Origin of the sequence: Streptomyces colwelliae (assembly GCF_048158785.1) — a bacterium.
Classification (GTDB): domain Bacteria; phylum Actinomycetota; class Actinomycetes; order Streptomycetales; family Streptomycetaceae; genus Streptomyces.
The window spans coordinates 32,288-47,619 of sequence record NZ_JBLTJC010000007.1; the positions used below are offsets into that span (position 1 = coordinate 32,288).

Here is a 15,332-nt window from a genome sequence, read left to right on the forward strand (position 1 = left end):
ACCCATGGGCAGCGGCGTGCTTGTCGGCAGGCGGCGCGAGACGGACGTGCTGAACGCGCTCCTCGACGGGACACCACCGCGGCCCGGGGTCCTCCTACTGCTCGGCGATCCCGGCATCGGCAAGTCGGCCCTCCTGCGCGCCGCCCAACACACGGCCCGTACACGGGAGTTCCGGGTGCTCACCGTGGTCGGCGTGGAGTCCGAGGCCACCCTGCCCTTCGCCGGGCTGCACCAACTACTGCGCCCGGTACTCGACTTGGTGTCCCTGCTGCCCAGGACCGAGCGCGCGGCGCTGCTTCCGGCGTTCGGGCTGACCGAGGGGCCGCCACCCGAGCCGTACCTCATCGCGCTGGCCGTCGTGAACCTGCTGGCCTCGGTGGCCGAGGACCGGCCGGTCGTCGTACTGGCCGACGACATCCAGTGGCTGGACCCGCAGACCCATGAGGTCCTGGCGTTCCTCGGCCGCCGTGCGGTGGGCCCGGTCGTGGTGGTGGCCGCGATGCGCACCGGTCACCCCGGCCCGTTCCTGACCGCCGGATTCCCGCAGCTCACGGTGGGCGGGGTGGACCGGGAGGCAGCCGCACGCATCCTGTCGGCCCACGCCCCCGGTCTGAGCCCGGCCGAACGGCAGCGGATCCAGGGCGAGGCCCTCGGCAATCCGCTCGCGCTGCTGGAACTCCCCGACGCGCTCCGCCTGTCGCCGACCGACGGGCTCCGTCCGCTGAGCCTGCCCGACCGGCTGGAGCGGGCGTTCGCGGGCCGGGTCCGCGAGCTGCCCGGGCCGACCCGCGACGCGCTGCTCGTCGCCGCGGTGGATTCGGTCGGCGCCCTGGCCGAGATCCTGGCGGCCACCTCGGTGCTCCGGGGCAGCGGTGTCGCACGGACGGTGCTTGTCCCGGCGGAGACGGTGGGACTGATCGAAGTACGCGACGGAGCCGTGGAGTTCCGGCACCCACTGATGCGCTCCGGCGTACTGCAGGCCGAGTGCCTGGCCCGGCTCCAGGCAGCCAACGCGGCGCTCGCCGAGGCGCTGGTCGACGAGCCGTACCGGCGTACGCGGCACCGCGCGCAGTCGATCGTCGGCCCCGACGACCAGATCGCCGATGAGTTGGAGGCCAACGCCGCGCTGGCGCTTGGCCGGGGAGCGGTCATGTCGGCCATCGGTGACCTGGAACGGTCCGCGCGGTTGACGAGGGGATCCGCCCTGCGCGGCCACCGGCTGCTGACGGCGGCCGAGCACGCCTTCGGGCTCGGGCGGGCCGACCTCGTCGACCAGTTGCTCCGGGCCGCGGCCCGCACCGACCTGTCCGAACTGGACCTGGCCCGTAAGGAGTGGCTCAGCGAGATCTTCGACGACGGTGTTCCCGGCGACGCCCGGCGGGTGTTCGACCTGTGCGACATCGCGCTGCGGTCCGCCGAGGCCGACGACCACGACCTGGCGCTGAACCTCCTGCTCGGCGCGGCCCTGCGCTGCTGGTGGGGCGACACCGGTCCGGCGGCACGGGCCCGGGTGGTGGCCGTAGCGGAAGGGCTCGACGGTGTGGACGACGACCCCCGCCGCACCGCGGCCCTGGCCGTGGCCGAACCCGTGCTTCGCTGTGCGGTGTCGATCGAGGCGCTGTCCCGGGTGCCGCCGGAGGGTCGCGTGGACGCCGACGCGCTGCGCCTGCTGGGCATGGCCGCGCACGCGGTCGGTCATGAGGCGCTGTCAGCCGGGCTGCTGCGGCGGGCGGAGACGGCGCTGCGCGAGCAGGGCAGGCTCGGTCTGCTCTCCCACGTGCTCAGCATGCAGGTCATGGTCCATCTGGATCTGGGGGACCTGGACCGGGCGGCGGCCTGCGCGCGGGAGGGCGAGCGGCTGTCGGAGGAGACCGGGCAGCCGACCTGGCGGACCGGCACTCTCGCGTGCGGCTCGGTCCTGCACGCGCTGCGGGGCGACGCGGAGGTTGCCCTGCGGCTGGCGGCCGAAGCCGAACTGGAGGCAGGCCGCCGTGGGCTCAACGACCTGCTGTCCTGCGTCCAGTTGGCCCGGGGCGTGGCCTGGTTGTCGGCCGGTCGGAACGAGGACGCCTACCGGGCGCTGCGCCGCGCGTTCGACCCGGCCGATCCGAGCTTCCACCAGCGGGAGCGGTTCACCGGTCTGACGTTCCTCGCCGAAGCAGCCGACCGGGCCTGCGACCGCGAGGACGCCCGGCGGGTGCTGGCGGAGATGGAGGAGATCGCGCTCACGACCCCTGCCCCGATCCTGCACGCCCATCTGCCGTACGCGCGGGCCGTACTGGCCGCCGAGGAAGACGCCGAGAACCTCTACTCGGCCGCACTGCGCGAGGACCTCTCCGTATGGCCCCTGGTTCGAGCGAGGACCGAGCTCGCCTACGGTGCCTGGCTGCGCCGTCACGGCCGTCCGGACGAGGCGGCGGCGCTGTTCGCCACCGCGCAGACCACGTTCGACCGGGCGGGTTCGGCCACCTGGGGCGACCGGACCAGGCTGGAACTGATGGCCGTGGGCACCCGGCCCGCCTGGCCCGCCACGGTCGGACAGACGGGCCTACCCGAGCGGGAGCGGCGGATCGGCGCGCTCGTCGCCGGCGGTCTGCCGGACACGGAGATCGCGCAACAGCTCCACCTTCCGCCGGACGTCGTGGCGATGTACCGGCAGCAGCTCCGTGATGCCCGGAGCAACGGACAGTCGCATGACTGAAGCCGGGGTCGCGCCCCGCCGGTGACCATGCAGGCACAGCGACATACCGGCGCGTCTCCCGGCGAAAGGACCCCGCCATGACCGGCAACGGCACACCCGTCGTCTTCATCCACGGCCTCTGGCTGCACGCTTCCTCCTGGAAACCCTGGGAGGAATTGTTCGAGGAGGCGGGTTACCGCCCGGTCGCACCCGGCTGGCCGGGTGTGGCGGACACCGTCGAACTCGCCCGCGCGCATCCGGACAGCATCGCCGACCACGGTATCGACGACGTGGTGGAGCACTACGCGGACATCATCGACGAGCTTCCGGAGCCGCCGATCCTGATCGGCCATTCCTTCGGCGGCATGATCGCCGAGAAGCTGCTGGGCCGGAATCTCGCAGCCGCCGCGATCGCCATCGACGCGGCCCAGATCAAGGGCGTACTGCCGCTCCCACTGTCCGCGCTGCGCGCGACCTTCCCGGTGTTCGCCAACCCGGCCAACAAACACCGGGCGGTGTCCCTGACGGCCGACCAGTTCCGGTTCGCCTTCGGGAACGCGGTCGGTGCCGAGGAGTCGGATGCGCTCTACGACCAGTGGACCATCCCGGCGCCGGGCAAGCCGCTGTTCGAGGCCGCCGGCGCCAACTTCGCCCCGCACTCACCCGCGGCGGTCGACACCGGCAACGACGACCGCGGGCCGCTGCTGCTGATCATGGGCGGCCAGGACCACACGGTTCCGGAGGCCATCACCAAGTCCACGCTCAAGCAGTACCGCCACTCGACCGCGGTGACCGATCTCGTCGAGTTCCCCGACCGGGGCCACTCACTCACCGTCGACAACGGCTGGCACGCGGTCGCGGACACCTGCCTCGGCTGGCTCGCCAAGCAGGGGCTGTAGCCGGTGTCCCCCACAGAGGAATCTCACGGCGAGGAGGAACGGAACACCGCGATCGCCCGGCGCTGGCTGACGGAGGGTGCCACCGGGAACGTCGGTCTCGCCGACGAGATCTTCACCCACGACTTCCGCACCAACGGGAGGACGGTGGGAACCGAGGGCCCCAGGCGCAATGTCGCCAACCGGCTGACCGGGTTCCCCGACCTCGACGTGGTGATCGAGGACCAGATCGCCGTGGCCGACAAGGTCGTGACCCGACTGACCTGGCGTGGCACGCACACCGGCGACTACAGCGGGCTCCCCGCGACGGGACGGCGGGTCGAGGTCCGCGCCCTGACGGTCTTCCACTTCCACGACGGCAAGGTGTTCGAGAACTGGACGGTGATCGACCAGTTCGGCCTGTTCCAGCAGCTCGGGGCCCTGCCGCCGCACCTGCTCGCCGCCCAGATCCCGGCCGTCGGCCACTGAGGCCCACCGCGACGCACACCTCGCAACACAGCACGACCTCTACAAGGAGGAAGGCCATGCCCGAGACTCCCACCCCCTACACCGGATTCGACCGGATGCCCCTGTCCGGCGAGTGGCGCTCCGGCGGCTCCGGTTCCGTCCTCACCGACACCAACCCCTACGACGACGCCGTACTCGCCGAGATCCCGTTGGCCGGTACCGAGGACGTGGATCGCGCCTGCCGTGCGGCACGCGAGGCACAGCGCGCCTGGGCGCGGGCCGCCCCGGAGCAGCGGGCGGCGGTCTTCGAGCGGGCGGCCGGCATCGTCATGCGACGAGCGGGCGAACTCGGCGACTGGCTGACGCGTGAGGTGGGCGCCACCCGCGCCCGGGCCGCCGTGGAGGTCGCCATCACCGCCGCGGTCACCGCCGCCGGGGCGGGCCACACCGCGGACGTCGTCGACACGGTCGGCACGGACGTCCCCGACAAGGAGAACCGGGTCTACCGCAAACCCGCCGGTGTGGTCACCGTCATCAGCCCGTGGAACTTCCCGATGTACCTGTCCAACCGATCCGTCGCCCCGGCGCTGGCCCTGGGCAACGCCGTCATCCTCAAACCGGCCGAGGACTCGCCCGTAACCGGCGGCCTGCTGCTCGCCAAGGTGTACGAGGAGGCGGGACTGCCCCCGGGCCTGCTCAGCGTCGTCGTCGGCCGGGGCCGGGACATCGGCGACCACCTGGTGCAGCACGAGATCCCCCGGGTCGTCTCGTTCACCGGATCCACCCCGGTCGGCCGGGGCATCGCCGCCAAGGCGGGCCTGAAGAAGCTCGCACTGGAGCTGGGCGGCAACGGCCCACTGGTCGTCCTGGACGACGCCGACCTCCAACGGGCCGCCGAATGCGCCGTGTTCGGCAGCTACTACCACCAGGGCCAGATCTGCATGGCGACGAACCGGGTCGTCGTCGACACCTCGGTCTACGACGAGTTCGTGGACCGCTTCGTCGAACTCACCCGGCTGCTGCGCACCGGCGACCCCCATGCGTCGGCTACCCAGATCGGCCCCGTCATCAACGACAAGCAACTGAACGGCATCCGGGACAAGATCTCCCGCGCGGTGGCCGACGGAGCGAAACTGCTGCTCTCCGGCGAACCGACCGGCCCGGCCGGCCGCGTCCTGGCACCCCACGTACTGCTCGGCGACAACCACGTGACCACGGCCGCCGAGGAGGTCTTCGGCCCGGTCCCCACCCTCGTCCGCGCCGACGGCGAGGAGGATGCGCTGCGGATCGCCAACGACACCCAGTACGGCCTCTCCAGCGGCGTCTTCACCCGGGACGTGGAACGCGGCCTGCGTTTCGCCCAGCGGGTGGAGGCGGGAATGACCCACATCAACGACACGACCGTCCACGACGACGTCCACGCCGCGTTCGGGGGCGAGAAGGCATCCGGCATCGGCCGCTTCGGCGGCAGGTGGGTCGCCGACGACTTCACCACACACCACTGGATCAGCATCCAGCACAAGCCGCGTCCGCTGGTGTTCTGAGGTCCATGAGCGTTCTGAGGTGGATCGATGTTCTGAAAGAGCCCCTCACCCCGGCGTCGAAGTGCCGACGTTAGAGCCGGAGCCGGATTGCCTCGCGCTCCCCCTCGGTCAGACCGCCCCAGAATCCGTACTGCTCTCCGCTGTTGAGGGCCGTACGGGCACAGATCTCCCTGACGGCGCAGGCCGCGCAGATGGCCCGCGCCTTCTCCTCCCGGACCTGTCTCGCCCGGCCCCGCTCACCCGTGGGCGAGAAGAAGAGCGAGGTGTCCATGCCCCGGCAGAGGGCGTAGCGCTGCCAGTCCCAGTGGTCGACGAGCGGGCGGTATCGAGGAATCACGCTGCTTGCTCCTTCCTTCCGGACCCGGCGGTCACGACCCGGGGGCCGGGTGCGGGGTCGCGGAGACGGCACGGACTTCGTCCGGAGTCAGATAGCCCCCGGTCCCCTCCATGTCGCGGATCGTGGTCGGCCGGCGGGCGAGGAATCCCGTACGGACGAAGTCGTCACCCGCGACCGCGTGCAGAACCCAGTTGGTCACGACCCGGGTCCTGGCCACGAGCGTGGGCAGCGCCAGGAGGTGGTAGCCGCGCGCCACCACCTGCGCGGCGAACCCGCTGAGCGGGATCCCGAGCGGCCGGGACACCGACCCGAAGCCGCCCAGGTCCACGACCAGGCCCAGATCGCGGTGCCGGTACGGACGCAGCCGCTGTCCGCGTACCCGCGCGGCGACGTTGGTACCTGCTGTCCTGCCCTGGCGCAGCGCGTGCTGTGCGGTGGGCGGGCAGATCGCGTCCCCGCCGGTGACCAGGTCGGGCACGGCGGCGGCGTCACCGACGGCGAACACCCCATCAAGTCCCGGCACGGTCAGCTCAGTTGTGACGGCGAGCCGTCCGCGTACGGTCTGCGCCTCCATGGAGGCGATCAACGGGCTCGGCGCGATCCCTGCGGTCCACAACAGGGTGTGAGTGGGCATCCGCCGCCCGTCGGTGAGGACGACTTCGCCGGGCCCGGCCGAGGCGACGCTCACACCGAGGGCGACCTCGATCCCGCGGCGTCGCAGCAACTTCAGTGCCTTGTCGCCGAGTTGGTCGCCCAGCTCCGGCATCAGCCGCGGAGCGACGTCGACGAGGTGCCACTCGATCATCTCCGGGTGCAGCGCCGGGTAGCGGCGTGCGGCGGCGAGGGTGAGCCGTTGCAGATAGGCGGCGGTCTCGGTACCGGCGTAGCCACCGCCCACGACGACGAAGCGCAACCGGGCCGCCCGCTCACGCGGGTCATCGGTGGCGTCGGCCAGGTCGAGTTGGGAGATGACGTGGTCGCGCATGGCGACCGCCTCTGCGAGGTTCTTCATGCCGTGTGCGTGCTCGGGCACACCCGGGATGTCGAACGAGCGGGTCACGCTGCCGCTGGCCAGCACCACGAGGTCGTAGCGCTCCCGCACCACCTCGTCGGTGATCAGCCGCACCACGCACACCTTGGCCACGGGATCGACACCGAGCGCGGCACCGGGCACGATCCGAGTGCGGCGGAGCACTCTGCGCAGCGAGACAGCGATCGACTGCGGAGTCAGCACACCCGCCGCCACCTGTGGCAGCAGAGGCAGATAGAGCTCGTAGCCGAGCGGCGCCACCAGGGCGAGCTCTGCTTCTCCGGGTTTGAGAAGCCTTTCCAGACGGCGCGCGCAGGCAATACCCGCGAAGCCACCGCCGACGATCAGGATGCGGGGCCGAGTCACGATGTCGTCCTCCCAGGCCAATAGGGGCTGGTCCGATTCGTCACCATCGTGATCCGCCGACGGCCGCCCTGACTTCAGTCGGACGACTGACGGGCGGATGAGGGGCGGCTGTCGGGCCCCGGTCACGTCCCTCCGGGACAGTCGGCCGACTGAAGTCACACCGCCCTCACCACACCTACCTTCGGTTCGAAGTCGGCGCGTCCGACAACGGCGAAGGAGACAGGCCATGAGACCTGGACGCGGAACACCTCCGATGACAGTTGCCGTCACCTCCTCCGGGGAGATGGCCGCAGCCCCCGTCGCGGCTGCTCTGCGGGCCCAGCCTCGCCTGCGGGTGCTCGGCCAGGAGCAGGCGGCCCGGGCGGAGGCGATGCTGATAATGGCTCACGAACTCGGCGAACAGACGCTCAAGGTGATGCACGACGCGGACCGTCCGCCGCGAGGAAGCGGGCCGCAGGTGGTCCTCGTCGCCGAGCGGTTCGGAACCGAGCGGCAACTGCTGCGGGCGGTCGACCACGGACTGGTTTGCGTACTGCCACGTTCACGCGCCGGGCTCGACCGCATCGTCCTCGCCCTGCTGCGTACGCGTGACGGCCGAACCCCTCTCGATCCACCCGAGTCGATGGTCCGAGCGCTACGAGCCGACCTGCGCGCACTGCGCAACCGGTCCACGGCGGGCCTGTCCGGCCTCGCCCTGGACGCGGGCGAGGCCGAGATGCTGCGGCTGCTCGCCAACGGGCTCGGCGCCGAGGACATCGCCCTGGCCCTGAACTGCCCCGAGCGGAAGGTCCAGCACGTGATCCACCGGTCCTGCACCCGCCTGAGCCTGGGCCATCGCACATGGGCCGCCACCCGCGCGGCGTAGCGGTGACACGGACAGCCCGCCGAGGTCCGAACCGTCGCTACGATCACTGGCCATGGACTGGCTCGAGCGCACAGCGAAGCTGAGGCAGTGGACCCGAGACGGAAACGGAACACGCGCACCGCACAAGCCGCTCCTTCTCCTGTACGCCCTCGGCCGATTCCAGGAGGACGCCGACAGCGAGCTGCGGTACAGCGCGGTGGAGGAGGACCTGCAACGACTGCTGACCGAGTACGGGCCGCCCAACAAGACGTCGCCCGCCTACCCTTTCCACCACCTGGTCAGCGACGGCGTATGGGAGGTGCGAACCGACCGTGGTCCCGGCAGCCCAGGCAGCGGCCTGCGGGACCTCCGGGCTTCGGGCGCCACCGGACGACTCGCGCCCGACCTCGGACATGCGCTACGGCGCGAACCCGAACTCCTGCACCGAATAACGCGATCGCTCCTCGACCTGCACTTCCCTCCCTCGCTCCACAGCGAGGCGTGTGAAGCCGTCAGCCTGGACCCGGAGCCGACGGAGATCCGCCAACTCCCCGCCGCCCGAAGGCAGCGGGACCGTCGGATGCGCGAACTGGTGCTGACCGCCTACGGGAGGGTCATGGGGGACTCTTGGAACTCCTGGCCTTGAGCGGGTGGCATAGCCATCCAGGTCTCCAACGTGACGAGGCCGGAAGGCTGCACGAATCCCTCGCAGCCCCCGGGAACGTTAACAGCGCAGACGCCACCGCGTCCGTCACCAAACGGCTGACGCTCGTCCGCACCGGTGTGCCGCACTCCGCGCTGATCTGGGCAGACCTGCGCTCCAGCACATGCCATCTACCGGCCCCGCTGGGCCCCCTCTTTCGCTGAAGAGTCACCCGTTCCCGCGCCGCTACAGGCGGCCTGAGCAGCATCCCAACATGCCTGACACCCCATCAGAACGAGCGTCATTTCAGCGTCAAGATATCGCCCGTAACGCCCACACCGCACATAACACGCACGCACAAAACCGCAGGTCAGGACAGCTTGGCCACCGGCTCAAGGATCGCGACACACTCCACATGATGGGTCATCGGAAAGATGTCGGCCTGATCAGGTAGTGGAAAAGACCAGGTCAGAGCAGCTTTCTCGGCTCACCGCCCAGCGTGAGGGCGCCCAGAGCGTCAAACGAGCGTCACGGCCGACAGCCCGTCCCGCCTAGTCGGGGCAGACCGAGTTCCCACGACCAGTTCCCCAGCAGGCTCCGTCCCGCTCACTCCAGACGCCAGCTGGCTCATCATGACCCGCGCCACTTCTCCGGCCGCCATAATGGACTCATGTCCTCCAGCCCACAGCATCCCGCACCCACACCGAGCGACCTCTCGGGCGCGGTCGCCGAGGACCTCGCGCTGTACCGGGAGAAGTTCCGGCGGCGTCTGCCGGAGTCGCTGGACGAGTTGCACGGCCCGGTCCAGGGGATCGTGGATCTGCCGCTGCACATGGCTTGGTCGGGAATGACCTCGTACGACATGAGCAAGCCTCGCCAGCGCATGGGCCTGTACCGCACCGTCCTGCACGAGGGCCTGCGCGACGACCTGCCCCGCTACCTCAATCAGGACTTGCTCCTCCAGCTGTGGCCGGTGCTGCGCACACTCGTCGGTCGCACCGTGCGCGCCGTATGGGAAGACGCTTTCCCCCAGCTCGCCTCCCGCACCCGGGCAGCCGCGTGACGGACATGCCGGAGCTGCACGCGCGGCTCCTGGCGGATGTGATCGCGCTCGGCTCGCCATATCCCCTGGTCCTCACCGGCGGATATGCCGTACGGGCACACCGCCTCGTGAACCGCCCCAGCCAGAACCTTGATGTCGCCACCGAGAACCCGGCGCCCATGGCCGATATCGCCGCCACGCTCCGGGCCGGCCTGGAAGCCCGCGGCTGGAAGGTGCACGCGCTGGAGACCGCTCCGCTGTCCGCCCGCTTCACCGTGACTGACCCAGCCACCGGGCAGGACTGCGAAGTCGACATCCTCAAGGAGATCTTCTGGCGGCCGGTCGCTCAGAGCCCGTACGGGCCCGTCCTCGCGGAGGAGGACGTGATCGGAACCAAGGTCCGCGCCCTCGCCGACCGCGGAGCGCCCCGCGATCTGATCGACGTGTTCGCAGCCTCCCGCCGCTGGACCAACGCCGAACTCGAGGAATTCGGCCGCCGCCACGCCCGTGGCCGCTTCGAGCGCGAGGATCTGCAGTCGAACCTCACGGGCGCCGAGTGGACTGACGACGAAGCCTTCGCGGCCTACGGTCTCGATGATGCCACCGTCGCCGCTCTCCGCACGTGGGCCGTGGAGTGGGCCGACGACCTCGCAACCCGCCTCCTCGAAGTGTTCGATGATCCGGACATCGACTGATCACGGTCGGGCGGGACCGGATCTCCAAGCTGCCTACGATGCCGACCAGGATAGGAGCCAAGAAATCAGTAGGTAGGAAGGAGGTCAGCAACGGGCGAAGGGCGGACACCAGCACCGTCGCGATGCGGCGCCGGGTTGCTTACGGCGCCAAAGAACGATACCGCTCCAATGAAAAAGCTCATCAACGAGCGAGGGTAGCGGCGATGAGTGCGGTGGCGTAGGAACTTCCGTAAAGAATCTCGTCATTGCCGTCCGGAAGCGTAATCGTGCCTACTCCATCCTCTGGCTCGCCACCGAGCGCGTAGGCGATCCGCACCTTCTTTCCATGAGGCGGCGTGCAGTTGTATTGGGCCACCTTCCCACTCCACTCCAGGCCAGCAGCCACGAGAACTCGGGGAGCAGTGGCTGGGTAGCCCATCTCCAGGGTGTCACGGGGAAACTTGTTACCGGCAGCAGCAACGATCGACGGCGGGTGCGGATTACGCCCCAGCATGCGCTCAAGTACGTGCTGCCGATTCTTCTCCACCTCGGCGATGTGCGCGCTCTGCGCCACGGCGATCACGGAGTAGCCCGAGTGTGCGGCCGTAACCTCAGTCAGCGCGCCAAGGAGCAGCCCGGAATGCACCTGCTCCTCGTTGCGCTGCATGACCCGGAAGCTGTCAACCGCGACGTGCGGGGCAACGAGGCGCATCAGCCCCCCGATCGAGGTGCCGTGGCCATCAAGGTCGAACGCGGGCTCCAATGCGCTGCCGGTCAGCTCGAAGCCGTACTGTACGGCGGCGCCCTCGTCCCCGGTATCCACCAGAGCGATCTTGCCAGGCCGAGTCGGCGGGAGCTGGCCCGTGGGGGAACCGCTCAGCTCGTCCAGGTGCATGGTGTTCCAGTTGATGGCGAGCCATCGCTTGGCCGCCGTCTCGGATCGTCTGGCCGGATCGAGGTAGAAACCCTCGTCGATGGTGAGATCGGGAATGCCAACGCGGTCGGCCTGCGTTTCGAGCGCGTCGGCGACAGCACGGGCCAGTCCTAACGGGTGCTCGACCACTGCGACACGCAGCACGTCGAGGGATCGGTCCCGGGCCAATGGCGAGAGCGGAATCAAGCGCGGGGCGGTGACACCAGAGATCGCCATGGCCGCGAAGATCTCGTCCCACTGCGTCAGCAGGGTTTCGATATCCCTCTGCTCTCCGACCACGGTGCAAAAGGCCGCCCTGCCTCGTCCGTCTGACAGCGCCACAGGGTGTCCGAGCCGCGGCTCGCTTCTGGGCGCTGTGGCGGCGTTGAGTTGCTGACTCTGCCGTTGCTGCGGTTGCGACTGATGCTGATGCTGATGTTGCATGATCGCCCCCTCGCCCCCTCGCCCAGTGGACAGGACCAGCCAACAGTAAGTCTGATCCGCGTAAGTGGGCCCCTGGCGCGTAGCATTCCGCGCCATCTCCGGCCATCATTCCAAGCCGAGGAGGCCACATGTCCGCTCAGAGCACGATCACCTACGACAACGAGTTCGTTCAGGTGGGGGACAGTGCCATTGCCGGGTGGCGGGTGGACATGCCCGAGGGGAAACGCCTGCCCACGCTCTCGGGCAACTGCCCTCATTGCCAGCACGATTGCGACTACCCAGTTCCAGAAGAGGTACTGCAAGGCGGCACCAAGTCGGCGGGCGGCAACGAACGGCCGCCCCAACTGACCCGCCTGGTCACCTGTAACTGCCGTGCCGGGCACAACCGACCCGGAGGAGTCATGCTCGGCTGTGGACGCTACTGGCTGGCCCTCTTGACCAAGAACGGCGCGTCGTACGATCTATCGGTACAGCGGGATCTTGGAATGCTGCCCGCCGCAGAGGCTCTCGCCGACGCGCAGGCTACACAGAATGCGCGTGTGCACGGGGCGGCCGAGAAGTGGATCGGCGGGATCAGCGCGGTCTACAGCCTCTTCTCGCTGGCTGGCGTGGCCACGGCCAAAAACGCGTTAGACGGCCTGTCCTCAGGGCAGCGATGGCTGGTCGCGGCCGCCATGCTGGCTGGCGTGGCAGCCGCGGGCACCGCGCTCTTCTTGGGGTACCTGGCTGCTTATGGCTGGGTGCGCATGGTCGCCGTGGGCGACGACGAGAAGCTGCGACTGTGGCACACCGACGAGGGCGCCTACGCAGCCCGCGCTGCCCGGCAGTTGAGCTGGGCCATCTATGCGGCATTCGGTTCTCTCGCGGCGATTACGATCATGATGATGCTGGTCTGGTTCCTGCCCCGGGCCCCGTAGCATCGCGGGCAACCGTGGTGGTGACGCGCTCCATGGGGTACTGGAGAGCGTAGGTGTTGCCCCCGCGTGGCGGCAGGTCGAACTCGTCCTCCAGCCCTTGGGCGATCAGCCCCGCGCTCTCCTGCAGCTCGCCGTACGTGAGGACACCGTGGTGGGCTCGGCTTTCCAGGTCGGCGACGATCGGCAGGAGGGGATGGTCCGGGCTGGGCGGTTGCTCCCCCTCAATTGCCTGGCGGAGGAGTTCTCGGAGGTTGCCCCTGTTGTCATCGATGCGCTGGCAGTAGGCCATGTGAACCGGATCATCGTCCCGCTCCGGGTCCCGGTGGTTGTCTTCCATCTGCCGAAACTGTCCTGCCGCCCGTTTTGCGGCCTTGTCCGGTTTGCGGCGGGTCCTCGGTTGCTCAATGTCGTGCTCATCCTCAATCGCCTGAGCAATCTGGGCGACGAAGCCTCTCGCCTGCGAGCGCGGCATCTCCTCGCCGGTGGACCGATGCAGTTGCAGCAGGCGTACGTATTCAATCTCGGGTTCACTGCCGAGCAAGGCGTGCGACCGTTCCAAATAGTGGTCGAGCACGCGCAGAATGGGTTCCCGTAGTGGCAGTTCCTCCTTGTCCCGCAGCCGCCCGGTGTGGGCTCGCTGGACCTGACGCAGGAAGTGCGCCGTCCGTCTAGCCTCGTGCAGTTGGTCGCGGCCCGGCCAGGGCGGATCAGCGTTTGCCATCGCAGCTCCGCAGGACGGTGGCATCCACCGTAAACGCGGTCGGGGGCCACTGGCAGTGGGTAAGCACGAACTGGTGATCGCTGGAGATGCGGGACCTTTGCACGACCGCGCCGTCAACAGCATCGTCAAAAGTGAACTCACCCAGGAGATATTCCCCTGCCGGTGCATGATCGGCGAGGATCACATCGAGGGTCCGGACTCGGTTGACTACGAGGAGGAGCCTGAGCACTCCTCGTTCGCTGGAGCCGAGGAAATTTGGCTCTCAAGCGGCATGGATGAGGACTACGACTTCCGCTAACGACCTTGGGAGCGGTGGCGGTCGGCCCGTGATGTGAGAAGGGTCGCACGGGTTGGGCGAGTTGTGACGCTGCTGGCGAACCGCGGCTTCGCCGTTCCCGAACGGCCCGGCGTTCGGCTGCGCACGCTGGAAGACGTGTTCGCCTACGCCGAGGCGGAAGGGGTCAGCCTGCGGATCGATGGCACCGAGGTGTAGGTCCGCCGCCCGCGCGCAGGCCGCCCGGGCCGCAAGGCGTTCGTGTCCGGCAAGAAGAAGCAGAACACCATCAAGACCACGACCTTGAGCGACGATCAGGGCCGCACCCTGTTCAGCGGGGTGGTCCGGCCCGGCCGGATGCACGACCAGATCGCCGTGCACACCGAGGGCATCGCCGAGCAATTCCGTCGGCACCCCAAGGTCAAGGCCGAGGTCGACGAAGGCTACCGAGGTCTGGCGAACGAGTTCCCCGCCCAGGTCAGTGCCCCACCGAAGAAGCCAAAGGACGACTCCCCGCTCGGCGAGCAACACACCTCGCGTGAGCAGCGCCGCCGCCAGTCCTCCGAGCGGATCTGCGTGGAGCACACCAACGCCGAGTACAAGCAGTGGCGGCCCCTGCAGCGATTCACCGGACGGCGCGAGACCTACACCGAGACCCACCTCGCCATCGCCGGACTCGTCTCCGACCGCTCCGCCCGCAGGGCGACCCACCGCAAGCCCAGCACCGAACTCGTGCTCGCCCGACAGGCCGTCTGCTGATCACCCAACAGCCGATCCGCCAGGCCAGCACGCCCCGAACTCAATCGCCCCCAGGGTCGTAAGACATGACGAGTTCAACCTGAGTAGACGTCCCCTACAGTGAGCGGTGTGCATCGTGATGTCGCAGGTCACGGGTCTGGTGTGGATGGCGAGTGGGGTACTCGTGCCGGTCGCAGGCGCATGACCATGGCGTAGATCGTCGGGCGGGTCGGGCTCCGGTGGGATGCCGGGTTCGGCTGCGCCCACGGCCGACCTCTGCCTACGATCCGTGAGCAGTTCGGCACGCTGTGAGAACGCGGGAGGACGCGGGGGATGCAGGAACGGCAGTGGATCATCGCCCGTCGGAGTGAACTGGACGCCCTCGCCGAGGAGTTGGCCAAGCAGCTCCAGGAGGTCCAGGCCGAGCGGGATGAACTGGCGATCGCGGAGCGGGTGTTGAACCGCCTGGCCGAGCAGGCCCTCGCCGACGCCGCGGCTGTCGCTCCGAAAGCGGCGCAGGTGGCCGGGCGGGCAGTCCTGCTCGTCCCGCACCGCAGCGACGCGGCCGATGAGGGCGCGCTGCCCGGCGACTACCGCAAGATCCTGGCGATCGTGCGGGAGGCCGACGGCCCGGTGCAGGTCAGGGCGGTCGGCGAGCGGCTGGGCCTGGACGCCTCGGTACGCGGCAAGCTGGAGCCGCTGCGGGCGAAGATGACCAAGCTCGCCGACCGTGGCTGGCTGCACAAGCGGGGCGACGGGCGGTTCACGGCACGTCCGTAGTCGTGCGGGGCGCGCCCGTAACTGACGGGCCCCCGACGGCAG

The 15,332-nt window shown here is 69.4% G+C and carries 15 protein-coding genes and 2 pseudogenes; 13 read left to right on the top strand and 4 right to left on the bottom strand.

Annotation, left to right across the window (positions count from 1 at the left end; genetic code table 11):
* The first annotated feature begins 4 nt into the window (after positions 1-4).
* The 4 genes from ACNFOC_RS02870 (at position 5) to ACNFOC_RS02885 (ending at position 5,567) form a co-directional block, all read left to right on the top strand.
* Positions 5-2,701, top strand: coding sequence for an AAA family ATPase (locus ACNFOC_RS02870; RefSeq protein WP_416956236.1), 2,697 nt, complete (start codon positions 5-7; stop codon positions 2,699-2,701).
* Between the two features lie 77 nt (positions 2,702-2,778).
* Positions 2,779-3,579: an alpha/beta hydrolase gene (locus tag ACNFOC_RS02875; RefSeq protein ID WP_416956238.1), complete on the top strand. Its 801-nt coding sequence runs from the start codon at positions 2,779-2,781 to the stop codon at positions 3,577-3,579.
* Between the two features lie 3 nt (positions 3,580-3,582).
* The gene (locus ACNFOC_RS02880; RefSeq protein WP_329260488.1) at positions 3,583-4,044 is read left to right on the top strand and encodes an ester cyclase; all 462 of its coding nucleotides are present in this window, start codon (positions 3,583-3,585) and stop codon (positions 4,042-4,044) included.
* A gap of 56 nt (positions 4,045-4,100) precedes the next feature.
* Positions 4,101-5,567 (top strand): aldehyde dehydrogenase family protein, encoded by a 1,467-nt coding sequence (locus ACNFOC_RS02885; RefSeq protein WP_416956240.1) that lies wholly within the window; start codon positions 4,101-4,103, stop codon positions 5,565-5,567.
* A 70-nt stretch (positions 5,568-5,637) separates the two neighbouring features.
* Here the strand turns inward: ACNFOC_RS02885 and ACNFOC_RS02890 are convergent, their stop codons facing one another.
* Both ACNFOC_RS02890 and ACNFOC_RS02895 read right to left on the bottom strand, forming a co-directional pair.
* Positions 5,638-5,904: a WhiB family transcriptional regulator gene (locus tag ACNFOC_RS02890; RefSeq protein WP_416956242.1), complete on the bottom strand. Its 267-nt coding sequence runs from the start codon at positions 5,902-5,904 to the stop codon at positions 5,638-5,640.
* 31 nt (positions 5,905-5,935) lie between these two features.
* On the bottom strand, positions 5,936-7,300 hold the full coding sequence (locus ACNFOC_RS02895) for an NAD(P)/FAD-dependent oxidoreductase (RefSeq protein ID WP_416956245.1): 1,365 nt from the start codon (positions 7,298-7,300) through the stop codon (positions 5,936-5,938).
* A 253-nt stretch (positions 7,301-7,553) separates the two neighbouring features.
* Between ACNFOC_RS02895 and ACNFOC_RS02900 the strand changes: the two genes are divergently transcribed.
* The 4 genes and pseudogenes from ACNFOC_RS02900 (at position 7,554) to ACNFOC_RS02915 (ending at position 10,524) form a co-directional block, all read left to right on the top strand.
* Positions 7,554-8,165, top strand: a complete 612-nt coding sequence (locus tag ACNFOC_RS02900; protein ID WP_416956247.1) for a hypothetical protein — start codon at positions 7,554-7,556, stop codon at positions 8,163-8,165.
* Positions 8,166-8,217: 52 nt separating this feature from the next.
* Positions 8,218-8,751 (top strand): annotated as a pseudogene (locus tag ACNFOC_RS02905) (phosphorothioated DNA-binding restriction endonuclease family protein); the annotation flags it as partial.
* Positions 8,752-9,457: 706 nt separating this feature from the next.
* Positions 9,458-9,850: a hypothetical protein gene (locus tag ACNFOC_RS02910; protein ID WP_416956249.1), complete on the top strand. Its 393-nt coding sequence runs from the start codon at positions 9,458-9,460 to the stop codon at positions 9,848-9,850.
* Positions 9,851-9,855: 5 nt separating this feature from the next.
* Complete coding sequence (locus tag ACNFOC_RS02915; protein WP_416956251.1) at positions 9,856-10,524, top strand: nucleotidyl transferase AbiEii/AbiGii toxin family protein; 669 nt, start codon at positions 9,856-9,858, stop codon at positions 10,522-10,524.
* Positions 10,525-10,705: 181 nt separating this feature from the next.
* Here the strand turns inward: ACNFOC_RS02915 and ACNFOC_RS02920 are convergent, their stop codons facing one another.
* The gene (locus ACNFOC_RS02920; RefSeq protein ID WP_416956253.1) at positions 10,706-11,860 is read right to left on the bottom strand and encodes a S8/S53 family peptidase; all 1,155 of its coding nucleotides are present in this window, start codon (positions 11,858-11,860) and stop codon (positions 10,706-10,708) included.
* Positions 11,861-11,988: 128 nt separating this feature from the next.
* Here ACNFOC_RS02920 and ACNFOC_RS02925 point away from each other — a divergent pair, with 128 nt between their 5' ends.
* A complete protein-coding gene (locus ACNFOC_RS02925; protein WP_416956255.1) occupies positions 11,989-12,777 on the top strand; it encodes a hypothetical protein in 789 nt (262 codons plus the stop codon).
* Here the strand turns inward: ACNFOC_RS02925 and ACNFOC_RS02930 are convergent.
* Complete coding sequence (locus ACNFOC_RS02930; RefSeq protein WP_416956257.1) at positions 12,737-13,498, bottom strand: hypothetical protein; 762 nt, start codon at positions 13,496-13,498, stop codon at positions 12,737-12,739. The two genes, ACNFOC_RS02925 and ACNFOC_RS02930, sit on opposite strands and share 41 nt — an antisense overlap.
* Positions 13,499-13,553: 55 nt before the next feature.
* Here ACNFOC_RS02930 and ACNFOC_RS02935 point away from each other — a divergent pair, with 55 nt between their 5' ends.
* The 4 genes and pseudogenes from ACNFOC_RS02935 (at position 13,554) to ACNFOC_RS02950 (ending at position 15,290) form a co-directional block, all read left to right on the top strand.
* Complete coding sequence (locus ACNFOC_RS02935) at positions 13,554-13,796, top strand: hypothetical protein (protein WP_416956259.1); 243 nt, start codon at positions 13,554-13,556, stop codon at positions 13,794-13,796.
* 63 nt (positions 13,797-13,859) lie between these two features.
* Positions 13,860-13,991: a hypothetical protein gene (locus ACNFOC_RS02940; RefSeq protein WP_416956261.1), complete on the top strand. Its 132-nt coding sequence runs from the start codon at positions 13,860-13,862 to the stop codon at positions 13,989-13,991.
* Between the two features lie 39 nt (positions 13,992-14,030).
* Positions 14,031-14,531, top strand: a pseudogene (locus ACNFOC_RS02945) (transposase family protein); the annotation flags it as partial.
* 312 nt (positions 14,532-14,843) lie between these two features.
* A complete protein-coding gene (locus ACNFOC_RS02950) occupies positions 14,844-15,290 on the top strand; it encodes a hypothetical protein (RefSeq protein ID WP_416956263.1) in 447 nt (148 codons plus the stop codon).
* Positions 15,291-15,332: the final 42 nt, after the last annotated feature.